Genomic DNA, 16,332 nt, shown 5'->3' with positions numbered 1-16,332 from the left:
GCCGCCTGCCTCAGCGATCACTTTTATTGTTCTTGTAAATATTGACACCCAGTTCGCGAATTTTCTTGCGCAACGTGTTGCGGTTTAGCCCCAGCAGTTCAGCAGCCTTGATTTGATTGCCATGGGTGGCAGTCAAACATGACAGGATAAGCGGATATTCCACCTCTTCCAGCACGCGCTGATAAAGCCCCGCGGGCGGCAGATCATCCCCATAGGACAAGAAGTACCGCTGCATATTCAATTCCACGGCCTGAGCAATGGTAATGTCTTCATTCGCCAAACCATTTGATGCTGGCTCGGCTGGACGCAGATCCGCCTTTAGCTCAAGTTCAATGACATCCGCGTTGATTTCTTCCTGCGGGTAAAGCGCTGCCAAACGCCGGACAAGGTTTTCCAGCTCTCGTACGTTCCCCGCCCATGGATAACGGCGCATGAGATCCAGACCGGCTCCGGTAATGCGTTTTTCCGGAAGACCGTCTTTAACCGCCATCTTGAAGAAATGCCGGACCAGATCAGGAATGTCCTCTCCGCGCTCACGCAGCGGCGGCAAACGCAAGGGCACCACATTAAGGCGGTAGTATAAATCTTCGCGAAACAGCCCCTGATTGATGAGAGTCCGAAGATCCTTATTGCTTGCCGCAACAATTCGCACATCAGTCTTGATCGGTGTCCGCCCACCGACGGTCATATACTCACCCTGCTGCAGAACACGCAGCAGACGGGTCTGCGCCTCCATCGGCATGTCGCCAATTTCATCAAGAAAGAGTGTTCCACCATCAGCCTGTTCGAAACGCCCGCTGGAGCGGTTCTGCGCTCCGGTAAAGGCTCCGCGTTCATGTCCGAACAATTCCGATTCAATCAGGTCACGTGGAATTGCAGCCATATTGATTGCAACGAAGGGTCCTTTGCGCCGTCGGCCATATTCATGCAATGCACGAGCTACCAGTTCCTTGCCTGTACCGGACTCACCGGAAATCATGACCGTCAAGTCTGTTTGCATCATACGGGCGAGTACACGGTAGATGTCCTGCATGGCGGGAGAACGGCCCACCAACGGCATTGTATCCGGTTGCTCGTCTACAGGTCGTTTGTCGAGTTTCTTTTTCGGCTCCGCCAGTGCCCGGCCAACAATGCTGACAAATTCAGTCAGATCGAATGGCTTTGGCAAGTATTCATAGGCTCCCGCTTCCGAAGCGCGAATAGCGGTCATGAACGTATTTTGCGCGCTCATAACGATAACCGGCAAGTCGGGGCGGGATTTCTTTATGCGCGGCAAAAGATCAAAGGCGTTTTCATCCGGCATGATCACATCAGTAATCACAAGATCGCCATCACCCGCCGAAATCCAGCGCCATAAGGTTGCTGCATTCGATGTTATGCGAACATCATAGCCGGCACGCGAAAGTGCCTGATTGAGAACCGTTCTGATTGCCGCATCGTCATCGGCTACGAGAATGCTGCCCAAACTCATTATCAGAATCCTGTCTTAGTGGGGTATGGATTGTCATCTGCGTGGTCATCGTCAAGCGGACCGTTTTGCCAGGCAGGCATCAAAATCCGGAATGTTGTCTTGCGGGGAAATGAATCGCATTCAATCACACCGCCATGATCACCAACAATTTTCGCTACCAGCGCGAGCCCGAGGCCCGATCCATTTGGCTTCGTCGTAACAAAAGGATCAAACAGATGCGGCATGATATCAGGTGAAACGCCAGCGCCCGTATCAGAGACGCAAAACTCCAGCGGAAGCGAAACGCGGTTACGCATGCCTGGTACGGACAGCCTGATGCCGGGGCGAAATGCCGTTGAAAGTGTAATTTCACCCGGCTCATTTGCGCCGATCGACTCGGCAGCATTTTTTACAAGATTGAGAAATATCTGCACAAGTTGATCGCGATTGGCAAAAACATAGGGCAACGAGGGATCATAATCCTCGTGAATCTTTATATGGCTGGCAAAACCGTTCTTGGCGATTGCCTTGACGTGATCCAAAACCACATGAATGTTGACTGCTTCGCGCTCAATCGGTCGCTCATCAGAAAACACTTCCATGCGATCCACAAGTGATACAATTCGGTCGGTCTCATCGGTTATCAGGCGTGTCAGGGCCCTGTCGTCATCGTTGAGGCCCATTTCGAGTAGTTGAGCTGCACCGCGTATACCCGAAAGTGGATTCTTGATCTCGTGCGCCAGCATGGAAGCAAGGCCCGTGACTGAACGCGCCGCACCTCTATGGGTCATCTGGCGGTCAAGTTTTTCCGCCATTGAGCGCTCTTTGAACAGGATAACGATGGAGCCGGGCGACTCGCTTACCGGCGTCACATACAGATCGACAATACGGTCCTGGCCAAGACGCGGCGACGATACATCTACGCGATACTCGTTTACCGGCGACGGACTCTCACGCACCTGTTTAACCAAAGCCAGCAGCGGACTGCCAAATGGCAGCAGCATATCAAGAGTATTTCGACTCAAGATCGTAGCGCTTGACCGGAAAAACGCTTCCGCATCAGCATTGGCATAAGAGATATAACCCGCCTCATCCAGCATTATAACGGGATGGCGCAGCGAATTGAGAACCATGCTTGCCAGCGTATCTTCCGTTACTGTCATCAAGCAACTTTCTTCAATTCAGTCTGCGGGCGGCTCAAAGCATCACGCAGACGTTGGGCCACAAGTAATGGATTTGTTTCTGTCATGATCGAACCGCGTAGTGCAGGCCCGATATCAACGCCGTGCAAATCCAGATACCAGCCCAGATGCTTGCGGGAGTGCCGAATACCCGTGGCCTCACCATAATGTGCCAGCATCGCCTCGTAATGGACCACTGCATAATCAGCCACAATGTCGGGAGCATCGGAGCTGTTATCGCTTGCAATCCAACCCGGCAGCCATGGCTGACCATAAGAACCGCGCCCGACCATAACCGCATCAGCCCCGGAAGATTCCAGTATGGCAATCGCATCATCGCGGGTCAAAACATCGCCATTGGCAACAAGCGGGATGGAGATGACGTCACGAACCGCATGAATAGCACGCCAGTCGGCCTTGCCTTCATAAAACTGACAGCGTGTGCGCCCATGCACCGTTATCATCTGCACACCGGCCTGTTCTGCTCTCAGTGCAAGCTCTGGCGCATTGATGGAGTTATCGTCCCAGCCAAGGCGCATCTTCAGCGTTACCGGCACTTTGACGGCATTAATGGTTGCGTCAATCAGCGTTAAGGCATGATCAAGGTCGCGCATAAGCGCAGAACCGGACAGACCTCCAGTTACTTTTTTCGCAGGGCAGCCCATATTGATGTCGATGATATGGGCACCCTCGCCCTCAGCAATACGAGCAGCTTCCGCCATCCATCTGGTTTCACGACCAGCAATCTGAACGACATGAGTGCCTAATCCATCGCCCTTGAGACGTAGAAGATTTCCACGCTCCCGCGTGCAGAGTTCCGCACTCGCGACCATTTCGGACACAACCATGCCAGCACCCGCCTGCCAGGCAAGCTGACGAAATGGCAAATCCGATACGCCGGACATTGGTGCCAGAAATACGCGATTGCGTAATTCGACGCCGCCTACGGTCAATGGTTGCTTTAAATCGATCACTACGTCTGCCTGTTTCGTATGCACTTTTATAATAGCCTAACCTTTAGACATGATCATGCCGCTTCGCAAGGCAATCCACGTCTTTCTCTGATCAGTTTTCGACCTTTAATAATCGAAACCTCTAGCCTTTCGGTTTGGCAAAGGGTAACGCAGATTGATCAATTGGAGAGAATTGTGTCTGCCAAGACTGACGACAACAAACTGCGGGTAGCTGCTGTCATCGTAGCGGCTGGACGCGGCGAACGCGCCGGCCAAAGCGTCGAAGGTCCCAAGCAATATCGCCGGATCGGCGGCGAAGCTGTGCTGATGCATACGGTACGTGCTTTTCTTGGCTGTCCTATGATCGATCAAATTATCGTGGTCATTCATAAAGAAGATGGCGCACTGTTTGAACAAGCGCTGGGCGATGTTGCCGACAAAGTTAAAGCTGTTACTGGCGGACCAACACGACAGGAATCAACCCGTCTTGGTCTGCTTGCCTTGGACAATGCAGGAATCGATCATGTGCTCATTCACGATGGCGTGCGGCCGTTCATAGCCGCAGACCTGCTTGAGCGCGTTATCTTTAATCTTATGCCTCATATCGGCGTCCTGCCCGTGTTAGCCGTTTCCGATACATTGAAAGCTGCTGGTCCCGATGCAATGGTGAGCGCAACGGTGCCCCGTGCCGGTCTATATGCAGCGCAAACCCCTCAGGCTTTTCCTTATCAACCAATCCTTGATGCACACAACGCGGCCTTCGCCGCCGGACGTTCTGACTTTACTGATGATTCCGCCATCGCTGAATGGCACCGTTTGCCCGTGCGTATCGTTGAAGGATCAGCGGATAATACAAAGCTCACATGGGCAAAGGATATTGAAATGGCCGATGATCGTCTGTCGCAGAAGCAGGTAGCCTATCCGGACGTACGGACTGGCAATGGATATGACGTTCATGCCTTTGAGCCGGGCGAAGGTGTCTGGTTGGCCGGTGTTTTCATCGAGCACAACAAGAAGCTTTCTGGACACTCCGACGCTGATGTCGCTTTACATGCCCTGACCGATGCCTTGCTGGCAACACGCGGTGCCGGAGATATCGGAACGCATTTTCCGCCTTCTGATCCACAGTGGAAAGGCGCGGCCTCTCATATTTTCGTTGAACATGCCGTGAAGATTGTGAAAGAAGCTGGCGGAAGAATCGCCAATGCGGATATTACCTTGATCTGCGAGGCACCCAAGATCGGCCCACATCGGGAAGCTATGACAGCGGCTCTTGCGAAGATGCTTGGAATTACCCCAGATCGCATTTCCATCAAAGCGACGACGAACGAGAAACTCGGCTTTATCGGACGCGAGGAAGGGATTGCTGCAATAGCAACTGCCTCGGTCATTTATCCCGGCGGATTACCTGAATGAGCAAGCTTATAGCAGAAGCAAAGGCAACCGCATTGCTGGCAGCATGTCGGGGTCAGGGTATCATGCTTGCAACTGCTGAATCCTGCACTGGCGGGCTGATTGCTGCCGCGCTGACAGATATTGGCGGCTCGTCTGATGTTGTTGACAGGGGCTTTGTCACTTACTCCAATGCGGCCAAGCACGACATGCTGGGCGTCCCCCATGAAATGATCGAAAAATATGGCGCTGTCTCAAAGGAAGTGGCATTGGCCATGGCCACAGGTGCCCTGGCCCGTTCACGCGCCTCTATGGCCCTGTCCGTCACCGGCATAGCCGGACCAGGCGGCGGATCGCAGGATAAGCCAGTCGGCCTTGTTTGGTTCGGGCTGGCTCTCAAAGAACAGGAACCGGTTGCAGTGCGGCATGTTTTTGAAGATAAGGGGCGAGCCTCAATTCGCATGGCCGCGGTCAATGCTGCACTTGATATGGCGCTTTCGGCTCTGGAAAACTAAGAGCGCTTAACCATGAATGCCATACCAATCGAGTTGGGCGTGACTGGCTCAAAACCAAATTTTTCATAAAGATATTTGGCGGGACCATCTGCAATCAAGCTGCAATAGGCACCATCCGGTGCATTACGCTGCACATAGTCGACAAGGTTTTCCACTATGATCTTACCTAGTCCCTTGCCCTGGTGCTCCGGGTCCACGGCAATATCGACAACTTGATAGAAACAACCATTGTCCCCAATAAGCCGGCCCATCCCAACTGTCTGGCCTTGATATCGGATGATCGCAGCATGAATAGTGTTGGGCAGGCCGATTTCGGCAGCTTCCCTGCCCTTTGGACTCAGTCCCGATATTATTCGAAGACGAAGATAATCATCCACAGACGGTGTTTCGACGCTCAGTTGATAATTGGTGTGGTCTTGCTGCACTGGAAAACTCTTCTCAAGAGACGGGCGAGTTGCCGTCTATACCGTAAATGGCATCGGCACGCTTTTCAAACGCTTCAGTGAATTTCCTGAACGCAATGTCAAACATGGAACCCATAAGAAAGCCAAGGGTACGGCTTTTAAACTCGTAATCGATGTAGAATTTTACAGTCGATCGCTCAGGGTTCACATCGGGAATGAACTGCCAGCGATTATCCAGATAGCGAAACGGACCATCAATATATTTCGTTTCTATTATGTTTTCTTCGCGCTTGAGCAAAACCTGACTGGTGAAGGTTTCGCGGATCAGCTTATAGCCAACCGTCATATCGGCAATGAGCAAAACCTTGCCGTCCCGCTCTTTGCGGGAGCGCACTTTAAGGCTCTCGCACATGGGAAGAAACTGCGGATAGCTTTCCACATCGGCTACAAGGTCGAACATCTGCTCTGCACGGTGGGCAACAGGTCGGGTCGTGTCAAATTTCGGCATATGTCAGGCGCGGCTTGCGTGCAGCGCCTCGCGTGCAGCTCTCAATCTGGCAAAATCTTCGCCGGCATGGTGTGAGGACCGTGTGAGTGGACTTGAAGCAACGACGAGGAAGCCCTTTGTCTTGGCAATAGTCGCATAGGACTTGAACTCATCAGGCGTGACATAGTTCAGAACAGCATGGTGCTTACGGGTGGGTTGGAGATATTGGCCAATCGTCATGAAATCCACATCAGCTGAACGTAGGTCATCCATGAGCTGCAAAACTTCGTTTCGCTCTTCACCCAATCCAACCATGATGCCGGATTTGGTGAAGATCGTGGGATCGATTTCCTTCACACGTTGCAACAGACGGATCGAGTGGAAATAACGAGCGCCCGGACGAACTTTCAGATAATTCGAAGGCACAGTTTCAAGATTGTGATTGAAAACGTCGGGGCGCGCGGCAACAACGATTTCCAACGCGCCGGGCTTGCGAAGGAAGTCGGGCGTCAGAATTTCAATGGTCGTACCCGGCGAAATGCGGCGAATGGCCAAAATGACATCGGCAAAATGCTGCGCCCCGCCATCAGCCAGATCATCACGATCCACGGAAGTGATGACAACGTGCTGCAGGCCCATTTTCAAGACTGCTTTGCCAACATTTTCCGGTTCTTCAGGGTCAAGCGCCTTCGGCAAGCCAGTCGCAACATTACAAAATGCGCAGGCACGCGTGCAGATCTCACCCATGATCATGAAGGTCGCGTGTTTCTTGTCCCAGCATTCCCCAATATTCGGGCAACCTGCCTCTTCACAAACGGTGACAAGATTATGGGAGCGCACAATATCGCGTGTTTCGGAATATCCCTTCGACACGGGCGCTTTTACACGTATCCAGTCAGGCTTCTTGAGAAGCTCTGTATCCGGGCGATTAGCCTTTTCCGGATGGCGCAGACGCCTTTTTTGATCGATGGTGTCGAGTACCGTAACCATTAGAATATCCTAATTTGCGGCTTTGGCTTTACCAAAGACCCACAGGATGAGAATTGCGCCAACTGTCGCAACGATCAGATTTCCAAAGAATCCGTAGAAATTGAAATTCACCAGACCTGCCAATGTCCCGCCAACAAAGGAACCGGCAATACCAACCAGAATATTGGTAAAAAGCCCATGATTGCGGCTCATCGCCTTCTCGGCAATATAGCCCGCGAGGAACCCGATAAGCAGCATGCCGAAGAAACCGACTTCGGGCATACCCATTATTCCGACTGGCTGATCCATTCTTCGTTCCCTTTTAGCGCCCAGATGCAATGGCGATGGCGCGAAATACCAAGGCCCATATAACACCGAAAAGAAACCCGCCCAAGCCGCAGGCAAAAGTCACCACCCAAACGCCTGTCCAGCCGGCAATTGCCATACCGTTGATTGATATGGTGTTACCCGAAACCAGACTCAAGGCAGCAGGCACGAAACCCAGCACAATGCCGATCAGGGTCGACCATTTAAGAATCAACCACGAAAAACTGATCCAGGGCCTGCTGTCTTTGATGACTACCAGCTTCGGTTCCTTTCCTGTCGCCTCAACTATCAGGCGTTAAGCACGCGTCCATAAGCATCCAGCACACTTTCCTTCATCATTTCCGATAAGGTTGGGTGCGGGAAGACCGTGTGCATCAATTCTTCTTCCGTCGTCTCCAGATTCATGGCGATGACAAAGCCCTGTATCAGTTCAGTCACCTCAGCGCCAACCATATGCGCGCCAATCAATTGGCCGGTCTTCTTGTCGAAGATCGTCTTGACCAGACCTTGATCCTCGCCAAGTGCAATCGCCTTGCCATTTGCAACGAATGGATACCGTCCAACACGGATTTCGCGGCCGCCTTCCTTCGCCTTGGCTTCGGTCAGGCCGACAGACGCAACCTGCGGGTGGCAATAGGTGCAGCCGGGAATCTTGTCTTTTTCCATTGGATGGACGCCGGGGACATTTGCGATCTTCTCGACGCAGATAACCCCTTCGTGCTCAGCCTTGTGCGCCAGCATGGGTGGTCCGGCCACATCGCCAATCGCGTAGATGCCCGGAATGTTTGTCTTGCCATAGCCATCAATGACAACACAGCCGCGATCTGTCTTCACACCGAGAGCCTCAAGACCAAGGTTTTCAATGTTACCCTGAACACCAACAGCTGAAATCAACCGGTCAGCAGTGATCTTCTCAACCTTGCCATCCTTGGTTTCCACGTGAGCAGTGATGGAATTAGCCGCTTTCTCAACCTTTGTTACCTTGGCTTCGGTAATGATTTTCATGCCCTGCTTTTCAAATTGCTTGCGGGCAATGGCAGATATTTCCGCATCTTCCACAGGCATGACATTCGGCAGAAGCTCGACGACTGTGACCTCGGCCCCCATGGTGCGATAGAATGATGCGAACTCGATACCAATCGCGCCCGAGCCCATGACCACAAGGGATTTAGGCATTTCAGGTGGGACCATGGCTTCGAAATAGGTCCAGATCAACTTGCCGTCCGGCTCGATGCCCGGCAGTGCACGCGGGCGTGCGCCAGTGGCGAGAATAATATGTTTGGCCGTATAAGTGCCCTCGCCCTGCGCATTCTTCGGAACAGGGTTTTGCGGCTCCATGGGCTTCTTCGAGGTCTTCGAAACAACAATCTCACCGGGCTTTGAGAGCTTTGCTTCTCCCCAGATGACATCAACTTTGTTCTTCTTCATGAGGAAGCCGATGCCCGCATTCAGGCGAGCCGAGACGCCGCGCGAACGCTGCACAACAGCTTTGATATCAGCCGAAATCTTGCCTTCAATTGTCAGACCGTAATCCTTGGCGTGCTGGCCGTAATGAAAAATCTCAGCCGAACGCAGCAATGCTTTAGTTGGTATACAACCCCAGTTGAGACATATGCCGCCCAGATGTTCCCGCTCAACAATAGCGGTCTTAAGGCCAAGCTGCGCGGAACGAATTGCAGTCACATAGCCACCAGGGCCAGAACCAATGATGATCACGTCGTAATTATTGGCCAAGACCATTGTCCTCCTGAATTAAAGATCGAGTATGCCTCGAACGATGAGTGCAACGGCCTTGCCGATTGCCCGGGTATTTTCTGCATCAAGATGTACACCATCGAGCGGCGATGTTTTCGCCACCGATCCCGCATCGAAGAACGCACAACCGGCCATGTCTGCCGCATCGCGATAGAATTCAGCAAGCAAGCGCGATTGCTCAATGCCTTGCTCGAAGGTCAGCCGGAATTCCGGCCTCTGTGCTTCACCCAAAGCGGGCGGCGACATGACAAGTATCTGCGGCGGCTTGGCGTTCATCTGGTATGGCGTTGTGCGGACGATTTCAATCAACCGCTGAATGCCTCGTTTTGCACCCTGCGCATTGCCGCAGAGAAACGTCTTCATATCATTCGTGCCAAGCATGATGATGACCAGATCGAGCGGAAAATGGGTGCCAAGAACGGTGGTAAGCGTCTTGGCGCCATTCCTTTGAAACCCCGATAGATGATCATCATAGGCAGTCGTGCGTCCGTTCAAACCGTCCGCAACGACATTAACGCTTGCTCCAAGCTCTGCCTGAAGCGCTTGCGGCCAACGATCAGCCAATGCATGGCGACCCGATCCGTCCGGGATATATCCCCAGGTCAGTGAGTCGCCATAGCACAGGACTGTTTTCATGGTTCTTCTCAGACCAGCATGCCCATCGGGTTTTCAATGTGGCGTTTGAAGGCTTGAGCCAGTTCTGCTCCAAGAGCGCCGTCAACGGCACGATGGTCGGTTGAAAGCGTAACGGACATCACGGTGGCAACCTTGATCTCACCTTTTTTCACCACAGCACGTTCTTCACCCGCACCAATGGCAAGGATGGTTGCATGCGGTGGATTGATGATCGCGGCGAAGTCTTTCACGCCGAACATGCCGAGATTGGAGACCGCCGTTGTGCCGCCCTGATATTCCTCGGGCTTCAGCTTACGATCACGCGCCCGCTTGGCCAAATCTTTCATTTCATTGGAAATGGCCGACAGGGTTTTCTCTTCTGCCTTGCGAATGATTGGCGTGATCAATCCGCCAGGAATGGAGACAGCGACGCCCACGTCCGAATGCTTGTGCTTGACCATATTGCTTTCGGTCCAGGAAACATTGGCTTCCGGAACATCCCGCAATGCCAAAGCCATCGCCTTGATGATGAAATCATTGACCGAAAGCTTGTAGACTGGAACGTCGCCCTTATCGGTCTTGCGCATTGGTGCGGCAAGGTTGATCTGCTGGCGCAGAGCCAAAAGAGCATCCAGCTCGCAATCGACAGTCAAATAGAAGTGAGGAACCGTCGACTTTGCCTCGAGAAGACGCTTGGCGATTGTCTTGCGCATGCCATCATGCGGCACAAGCTCGTAAGAGCCTTCAGCAAACAATTTTAGTACAGCGTCATCAGACATTGGCTTGGGCGCTGCGGATGCAGCAGCAGCGGCAGGTGCGGCCGATTTGGCACCGCCTCCGGCAATAGCTGCTTCGACGTCTTTCTTGATCACGCGACCATGCGGACCGGAGCCGGTGACGGCAGTAAGATCAATACCTGCATCCTTGGCAATACGGCGCGCAAGCGGTGACGAGAATGGACGATCGCCCGATTTGGCATCGGCAGGTGCCGGAGCAGCTGTTTCCTGCTTTGGTGCCTCAGCCTTGGCCGGTTCTGATTTAGGCGCATCGGCCTTGGGGGCTTCTGCTGCTGGCCCGGCCTTCTTTTCATCTTTTGCTTCTGCTTTGGCAGGAGCAGCATCGCCGCCGCCTTGCGCAGCAGCGCCGACATCCTCGCCATCGGCGGCGAGAATAGCAATCAAAGCATTGACCTTGACGCCTTCCGTGCCTGCCGGAACGACGATTTTGGCCACAGTGCCTTCATCTACGGCCTCGACTTCCATCGTTGCCTTGTCGGTTTCAATCTCGGCAATCACATCGCCGGGACCAACCTTATCGCCTTCCTTGACAAGCCATTTGGCAAGATTGCCCTCTTCCATCGTGGGAGAAAGCGCCGGCATGGTGATATTGATCGGCATATCGGTTTCCTCCCTTACGCTGTGTAGGTCACAGCTTTGACGGCGTCGATAATTTCCTGAATGTTGGGCAGCGCCAGCTTTTCCAGATTGGCAGCATAAGGCATTGGAACGTCCTTACCCGCAATCGTCAGTATTGGCGCATCGAGATAATCAAAGGCCTGCTGCATGACACGGGTCGCGATTTCGGTACCGACAGAGGACTGCGGGTAGCCTTCCTCAATGGTTACGAGACGACCTGTTTTCTTTACTGACTCTACCACAGTTGGAATATCCATTGGCCGGATTGTGCGCAGATCAATAATCTCAGCATCAATACCCATCTTGGCAAGTTCGACTTCGGCCTTCACCGTATAGTTCATGCCAATGCCGAATGAGACAAGCGTAACATCCTTGCCCTTCTTGTGGATACGAGCCTTGCCGATTGGCAGGACGAAATCATCAAGCTTCGGCACATCAAAGGAATGACCGTAAAGGATTTCGTTCTCAAGAAAGATCACAGGGTTCGGATCGCGGATTGCTGCCTTGAGCAGACCTTTTGCATCGGCAGCCGAATAAGGCATGACAACTTTCAGGCCGGGAATGTGGCTGTACCAGGCAGCATAACATTGCGAATGCTGTGCGGCCACGCGGGAGGCTGCGCCACTTGGGCCACGGAAAACCATTGGCGCACCCATCTGGCCGCCGGACATATAGAGCGTCTTGGCCGCCGAGTTGAGGATTTGGTCGATTGCCTGCATGGCAAAGTTGAATGTCATGAACTCAACGATCGGGCGCAAACCCGTCATTGCAGCACCAACGCCAACACCGGCAAAGCCGTGTTCCGTAATTGGCGTATCGACAACGCGGCGCGGACCAAATTCATCAAGCAGGCCTTGAGTGATCTTATAGGCACCCTGATATTCGGCAACTTCCTCACCCATGACAAATACAGTGTCATCGCGGCGCATTTCTTCGGCCATCGCATCGCGCAAGGCTTCACGAACGGTTGTCGAAACCATTTCCGTACCCGCCGGAATATCCGGATCAGCTGCGACCTCAGTTTTTGGCACAGCAGGAACGCTGGTCTTTTCAGGAGCCGCGTCTTGTTTGGGAGCTTCCGACTGTGCTGGTGCCTCTTCCGCCTTGGCGGGAGCATCTGCCTTGGGAGCAGCGGCATCATCAGCGCTTTCGCCATCGCCAAGTAGTACGGCAATCACGGTGTTTACCTTCACACCATCAGTACCTTCAGCAACCAGAATCTTGCCGATTGTACCCTCGTCGACTGCTTCGACTTCCATTGTCGCTTTATCGGTTTCAATTTCTGCGAGAATGTCACCGGAAGTGACCTTATCACCTTCTTTTTTCAGCCATTTGGAAAGCTTGCCCTCTTCCATGGTCGGCGAGAGTGCTGGCATCAAAATATCTACAGGCATGATCGCGCCTCCCTTAGAGCAAAATGTCGGTGTAAAGCTCGGATGCATCCGGCTCCGGATCGGACTGGGCGAAATCGGCAGCATCTGCCACGATATCGCGAACGTCCTTATCGATCTTTTTCAGATCATCCTCAGTGGACCATCCTTTTTCGATCAACCGGTTTTTCACCTGCTCAATTGGGTCATGGTCGGAGCGCATCTTCTGCACTTCATCCTTCGTGCGGTACTTGGCCGGATCCGACATGGAGTGACCACGATACCGGTAAGTCTGCATCTCAAGGATCATTGGACCCTTGCCGGAGCGCGCCCAGGCAGTCGCTTCTTCAGCCGCAGCATAAACGGCACGAACATCCATGCCATCGACCTGAATGCCGGGAATATTGAAGGAAAGGCCACGCTTGGAAAAATCAGTCTCGGCAGATGCGCGGGAAACCGAGGTACCCATCGCATAGCGATTATTTTCAACGATATAGACGACAGGAAGCTTCCATAGCGATGCCATGTTGAAGCTTTCATAGACCTGCCCCTGATTGGCTGCACCATCGCCGAAATAGGTGAGCGAAACATTGCCATTGTCACGGTAGCGATTGGCGAATGCGAGACCTGTTCCAAGCGAAACCTGTGCACCGACGATACCGTGACCGCCGTAGAAATGCTTTTCCTTGGAGAACATGTGCATCGAGCCGCCCTTACCCTTGGAAAGGCCGCCGCGACGTCCGGTCAGTTCAGCCATCACGCCCCGCGGACTCATACCGCAAGCGAGCATATGACCGTGGTCTCGATACCCGGTGATATTCTGATCACCTTCTTTCAGCGACATTTGCATGCCGGTGACGACTGCTTCCTGCCCGATATAAAGGTGACAGAAGCCGCCAATGAAGCCCATGCCATAAAGTTGACCAGCCTTTTCTTCGAAACGGCGGATCAGCAACATCTGCCGGTAGGCTTCCAGCTCTTGCTCTTTGGTGAATTCGATCGGTTTTGGTGCTTTAGCAGCAGAAGTCTGCGCAGAACGCGCAGGGCTTTTTTTCGCCCTCGTGGCCATATCTCACTCCCTGTGACTTGGTCGCAAGAGAATAGCAGCAGAGACAGAAGTTACAATATGCAGAATCGAATAAGTGCTATGCAAATAAGCCGTTCAAAATACACAACAAAACAGCTATTAACCGGAAATCAGTTAACAGCCAAATCTCCGGAACCACGCATTATCGTGACCTCATCCGGACGAGAAACATTGAGTGCTTTGCGAGCTTGCTCGTCCAGCATATCCTTCTCAATTGTCCCATCATGCATAAGTTTAACCTGTCGTTCAAGCTCCTTGCGATTCTCGACGACTGCGGCAAGCTGAGCCTGAAGCAGCTGGGTCCGCTCCTGGAGTTTTATCGTAGAATAAAGACCATACTCACCGTGATATGCGTGGAAGCCAAAATAGGCAAAAAACAGGGTCGCAAGCAGCGGAACAATTAAGCGCCCTCGCCGGGTTTTACGTCTTTGTTTTGTCCACATTGCTTTATCCGGATTGCTACGGAATCAGGTCACGATGGCCCGATTTATCACTCTCCCATAAAACTCTGTTTTGCTTAACAGGCGATTACCAACGCGCGAAAACCGCACCTTGGTCCATTGTGTGCGCTCAAAAAAATGGCGGGTACAAGACCCGCCATTCGAATATTATGAGATCAGCTATTACAGGAAGCGGAAGATGCTCCGACCTGCATAGCTCGCCTGCGGGCCAAGCTCTTCCTCAATACGGATAAGCTGATTGTACTTCGCGACCCGGTCTGAACGTGCCAGCGAGCCTGTCTTGATCTGTCCGCAATTTGTTGCAACTGCGAGATCAGCAATAGTTGAATCTTCAGTCTCACCTGAGCGATGCGACATAACTGCGGTGTAACCGGCGCGATGCGCAGTTTCCACGGCATCGAAAGTTTCAGACAATGTGCCAATCTGGTTGACCTTGACGAGGATCGAGTTGGCAACCCCCATCTTGATACCGTCACGAAGACGAGCGGAATTGGTTACGAACAGATCGTCACCGACAAGCTGGCACTTGTTGCCAACGAGATCAGTCAGATGTTTCCAGCCTTCCCAATCATCTTCCGACATGCCGTCTTCGACTGTTATGATCGGATAATTGCCGACGAGCTGGGCCAAATATTCAGCCTGTGCTTTTGGAGTACGCGTCTGGTTTTCACCTTCATAGACGTAATTGCCACCCTTGAAGAACTCTGTCGCAGCACAGTCGAGACCGATTGCGATTTCTTCACCTGGCTTGAACCCGGCTTTTTCGATGGATTCCATGATAAAATCGAGGGCTTCCTGAGCCGACTTCAGGTTTGGCGCAAAGCCACCTTCATCGCCGACATTGGTGTTGTGTCCGGCATCCTTCAAACGCTTCTTGAGTGTATGAAATACTTCCGAACCATAACGCACCGCTTCAGCGAGGGATGATGCACCAACTGGCAGGATCATGAATTCCTGAAAGTCGATCGGGTTATCCGCATGTGCGCCACCATTGATAATGTTCATCATTGGCACTGGCAGAACATGAGCGTTTGGACCGCCAAGATAACGGTAAAGTGGCAAGCCGGATGCTTCTGCAGCGGCTTTGGCAACAGCAAGTGAAACACCCAGGATAGCATTTGCGCCCAAACGGTTCTTGTTCGGCGTACCGTCGAGCTCAATCATGGTCTGATCGATATGAATCTGGTTTTCTGCTTCCAGACCGCCAATCGCATCAAACAGTTCGCCGTTCACAGCGTCGACCGCTTTTTGCACACCCTTGCCGAGATAACGCGTTCCGCCATCGCGCAATTCAACAGCTTCATGTGCGCCAGTCGATGCGCCTGAAGGCACGGCAGCACGGCCCATGGAACCGTCTTCCAGAATGACATCGACTTCCACAGTCGGGTTACCACGACTATCCAGAATTTCACGGCCAATAATATCGACAATCGCAGTCATGGGAGTTCCTTTTGAAAACGTGGGACAGCATAAGCTGGCAACTGAATAGCGAATGAAGATGACAAGGAAAACCCTGACAACTCGATTTGTGCATTAAAACGAAAAAAAGACCGCTGGAGAGCGGCCTTTTTTGAGACAGGCAGTGTTAAGCCGCCTTATTGACCTTATAATATGAGAACGACATATCCCGGACCTTGCGACCGTCGTTTTCAGTAAGTTCGGTAATGGTATTCACCGGAGCCTGCTCCAGCTGCTGGCGGGTGAGCCCAACGATATAGCCGCCATTTTCCTTATCATAGTCAAGCAGTGACCAAGGTATGGCGTGATATTTTTCGCCAATGCCTAAGAATCCGCCAAAACCGATAACTGCGAACATTATCGTGTCAGATGTCTTGTCGAGCATCACGTCCTCTACTTCGCCCATCTTTTCCCCGGCAGTGTTATAAACATTGGTGCTGATGACACGCGAGGCGCGAATAGCAGTTGTGTGTCCAGTACTGGTTGGCATCTT

At 52.6% G+C, this 16,332-nt stretch carries 18 protein-coding genes; 2 read left to right on the top strand and 16 right to left on the bottom strand.

All coding sequences use genetic code 11. The features are described from left to right. Positions 1-10 precede the first annotated feature (10 nt). Genes ntrC through dusB form a run of 3 tightly spaced genes read right to left on the bottom strand, consistent with a single transcriptional unit; the run spans position 11 to position 3,605 of the window. Positions 11-1,471 (bottom strand): nitrogen regulation protein NR(I), encoded by a 1,461-nt coding sequence (gene ntrC, locus ACYJL1_RS10980; protein ID WP_460895443.1) that lies wholly within the window; start codon positions 1,469-1,471, stop codon positions 11-13. A 2-nt stretch (positions 1,472-1,473) separates the two neighbouring features. Then, positions 1,474-2,613 (bottom strand): two-component system sensor histidine kinase NtrB, encoded by a 1,140-nt coding sequence (locus ACYJL1_RS10975; protein ID WP_460895442.1) that lies wholly within the window; start codon positions 2,611-2,613, stop codon positions 1,474-1,476. Beyond that, a complete protein-coding gene (gene dusB, locus ACYJL1_RS10970) occupies positions 2,613-3,605 on the bottom strand; it encodes a tRNA dihydrouridine synthase DusB (RefSeq protein ID WP_460895441.1) in 993 nt (330 codons plus the stop codon). Before dusB ends, ACYJL1_RS10975 begins: the two co-directional genes overlap by 1 nt. Before the next feature lie 171 nt (positions 3,606-3,776). Here dusB and ACYJL1_RS10965 point away from each other — a divergent pair, with 171 nt between their 5' ends. Beyond that, positions 3,777-5,000 carry a bifunctional 2-C-methyl-D-erythritol 4-phosphate cytidylyltransferase/2-C-methyl-D-erythritol 2,4-cyclodiphosphate synthase gene (locus tag ACYJL1_RS10965; protein WP_460898013.1) on the top strand — a complete coding sequence of 408 codons (1,224 nt, stop codon included), beginning with the start codon at positions 3,777-3,779 and terminating at the stop codon, positions 4,998-5,000. Continuing rightward, on the top strand, positions 4,997-5,491 hold the full coding sequence (locus tag ACYJL1_RS10960) for a CinA family protein (RefSeq protein ID WP_460895440.1): 495 nt from the start codon (positions 4,997-4,999) through the stop codon (positions 5,489-5,491). The genes ACYJL1_RS10965 and ACYJL1_RS10960 overlap by 4 nt, the downstream gene beginning before the upstream one ends. Here the strand turns inward: ACYJL1_RS10960 and ACYJL1_RS10955 are convergent. The 13 genes from ACYJL1_RS10955 to ACYJL1_RS10895 all read right to left on the bottom strand — a co-directional run bounded on the left by ACYJL1_RS10955 (position 5,488) and on the right by ACYJL1_RS10895 (position 16,329). Continuing rightward, positions 5,488-5,916 carry a GNAT family N-acetyltransferase gene (locus tag ACYJL1_RS10955; RefSeq protein WP_460895439.1) on the bottom strand — a complete coding sequence of 143 codons (429 nt, stop codon included), beginning with the start codon at positions 5,914-5,916 and terminating at the stop codon, positions 5,488-5,490. The two genes, ACYJL1_RS10960 and ACYJL1_RS10955, sit on opposite strands and share 4 nt — an antisense overlap. A gap of 13 nt (positions 5,917-5,929) precedes the next feature. Continuing rightward, positions 5,930-6,403, bottom strand: coding sequence for a type II toxin-antitoxin system RatA family toxin (locus tag ACYJL1_RS10950; RefSeq protein WP_460895438.1), 474 nt, complete (start codon positions 6,401-6,403; stop codon positions 5,930-5,932). Positions 6,404-6,406: 3 nt separating this feature from the next. Next, the gene (gene lipA / locus ACYJL1_RS10945; RefSeq protein WP_122084371.1) at positions 6,407-7,372 is read right to left on the bottom strand and encodes a lipoyl synthase; all 966 of its coding nucleotides are present in this window, start codon (positions 7,370-7,372) and stop codon (positions 6,407-6,409) included. Positions 7,373-7,381: 9 nt separating this feature from the next. Further along, positions 7,382-7,660: a GlsB/YeaQ/YmgE family stress response membrane protein gene (locus ACYJL1_RS10940; RefSeq protein ID WP_115053050.1), complete on the bottom strand. Its 279-nt coding sequence runs from the start codon at positions 7,658-7,660 to the stop codon at positions 7,382-7,384. Between the two features lie 13 nt (positions 7,661-7,673). Next, entirely contained in the window at positions 7,674-7,892 is a 219-nt protein-coding gene (locus ACYJL1_RS10935; protein ID WP_460895437.1) for a hypothetical protein, read from the bottom strand. A 74-nt stretch (positions 7,893-7,966) separates the two neighbouring features. Beyond that, positions 7,967-9,412: a dihydrolipoyl dehydrogenase gene (gene lpdA / locus ACYJL1_RS10930; RefSeq protein ID WP_460895436.1), complete on the bottom strand. Its 1,446-nt coding sequence runs from the start codon at positions 9,410-9,412 to the stop codon at positions 7,967-7,969. Positions 9,413-9,430: 18 nt separating this feature from the next. Beyond that, positions 9,431-10,069 carry an SGNH/GDSL hydrolase family protein gene (locus tag ACYJL1_RS10925; protein ID WP_460895435.1) on the bottom strand — a complete coding sequence of 213 codons (639 nt, stop codon included), beginning with the start codon at positions 10,067-10,069 and terminating at the stop codon, positions 9,431-9,433. A gap of 8 nt (positions 10,070-10,077) precedes the next feature. After that, positions 10,078-11,445, bottom strand: coding sequence for a pyruvate dehydrogenase complex dihydrolipoamide acetyltransferase (locus ACYJL1_RS10920; protein WP_460895434.1), 1,368 nt, complete (start codon positions 11,443-11,445; stop codon positions 10,078-10,080). Between the two features lie 14 nt (positions 11,446-11,459). Beyond that, positions 11,460-12,857 (bottom strand): pyruvate dehydrogenase complex E1 component subunit beta, encoded by a 1,398-nt coding sequence (locus tag ACYJL1_RS10915; RefSeq protein ID WP_460895433.1) that lies wholly within the window; start codon positions 12,855-12,857, stop codon positions 11,460-11,462. A gap of 13 nt (positions 12,858-12,870) precedes the next feature. Then, positions 12,871-13,902, bottom strand: a complete 1,032-nt coding sequence (gene pdhA / locus ACYJL1_RS10910) for a pyruvate dehydrogenase (acetyl-transferring) E1 component subunit alpha (RefSeq protein ID WP_460895432.1) — start codon at positions 13,900-13,902, stop codon at positions 12,871-12,873. A gap of 128 nt (positions 13,903-14,030) precedes the next feature. Then, positions 14,031-14,363 carry an FtsB family cell division protein gene (locus ACYJL1_RS10905; RefSeq protein WP_122084365.1) on the bottom strand — a complete coding sequence of 111 codons (333 nt, stop codon included), beginning with the start codon at positions 14,361-14,363 and terminating at the stop codon, positions 14,031-14,033. A gap of 180 nt (positions 14,364-14,543) precedes the next feature. Beyond that, positions 14,544-15,821, bottom strand: a complete 1,278-nt coding sequence (gene eno / locus ACYJL1_RS10900; RefSeq protein ID WP_460895431.1) for a phosphopyruvate hydratase — start codon at positions 15,819-15,821, stop codon at positions 14,544-14,546. Between the two features lie 145 nt (positions 15,822-15,966). Then, complete coding sequence (locus ACYJL1_RS10895) at positions 15,967-16,329, bottom strand: PRC-barrel domain-containing protein (RefSeq protein WP_460895430.1); 363 nt, start codon at positions 16,327-16,329, stop codon at positions 15,967-15,969. Positions 16,330-16,332: the final 3 nt, after the last annotated feature.

It is taken from the genome of Phyllobacterium sp. K27 (assembly GCF_054796155.1).
The sequence above is the reverse complement of the archived record's forward strand: the minus strand, read 5'-3'. Positions and strand labels throughout refer to the sequence as shown.

What these genes read in the sequence shown, in the direction of transcription:
- ntrC (WP_460895443.1), bottom strand. Translation starts at nt 1,471, where the DNA reads ATGAGTTTGGGCAGCATTCTCGTAGCCGATGACGATGCGGCAATCAGA.
- ACYJL1_RS10975 (WP_460895442.1), bottom strand. Translation starts at nt 2,613, where the DNA reads ATGACAGTAACGGAAGATACGCTGGCAAGCATGGTTCTCAATTCGCTG.
- ACYJL1_RS10960 (WP_460895440.1), top strand. Translation starts at nt 4,997, where the DNA reads ATGAGCAAGCTTATAGCAGAAGCAAAGGCAACCGCATTGCTGGCAGCA.
- ACYJL1_RS10950 (WP_460895438.1), bottom strand. Translation starts at nt 6,403, where the DNA reads ATGCCGAAATTTGACACGACCCGACCTGTTGCCCACCGTGCAGAGCAG.
- lipA (WP_122084371.1), bottom strand. Translation starts at nt 7,372, where the DNA reads ATGGTTACGGTACTCGACACCATCGATCAAAAAAGGCGTCTGCGCCAT.
- ACYJL1_RS10940 (WP_115053050.1), bottom strand. Translation starts at nt 7,660, where the DNA reads ATGGATCAGCCAGTCGGAATAATGGGTATGCCCGAAGTCGGTTTCTTC.
- ACYJL1_RS10925 (WP_460895435.1), bottom strand. Translation starts at nt 10,069, where the DNA reads ATGAAAACAGTCCTGTGCTATGGCGACTCACTGACCTGGGGATATATC.
- ACYJL1_RS10920 (WP_460895434.1), bottom strand. Translation starts at nt 11,445, where the DNA reads ATGCCGATCAATATCACCATGCCGGCGCTTTCTCCCACGATGGAAGAG.
- ACYJL1_RS10915 (WP_460895433.1), bottom strand. Translation starts at nt 12,857, where the DNA reads ATGCCTGTAGATATTTTGATGCCAGCACTCTCGCCGACCATGGAAGAG.
- pdhA (WP_460895432.1), bottom strand. Translation starts at nt 13,902, where the DNA reads ATGGCCACGAGGGCGAAAAAAAGCCCTGCGCGTTCTGCGCAGACTTCT.
- ACYJL1_RS10905 (WP_122084365.1), bottom strand. Translation starts at nt 14,363, where the DNA reads ATGTGGACAAAACAAAGACGTAAAACCCGGCGAGGGCGCTTAATTGTT.
- eno (WP_460895431.1), bottom strand. Translation starts at nt 15,821, where the DNA reads ATGACTGCGATTGTCGATATTATTGGCCGTGAAATTCTGGATAGTCGT.
- ACYJL1_RS10895 (WP_460895430.1), bottom strand. Translation starts at nt 16,329, where the DNA reads ATGCCAACCAGTACTGGACACACAACTGCTATTCGCGCCTCGCGTGTC.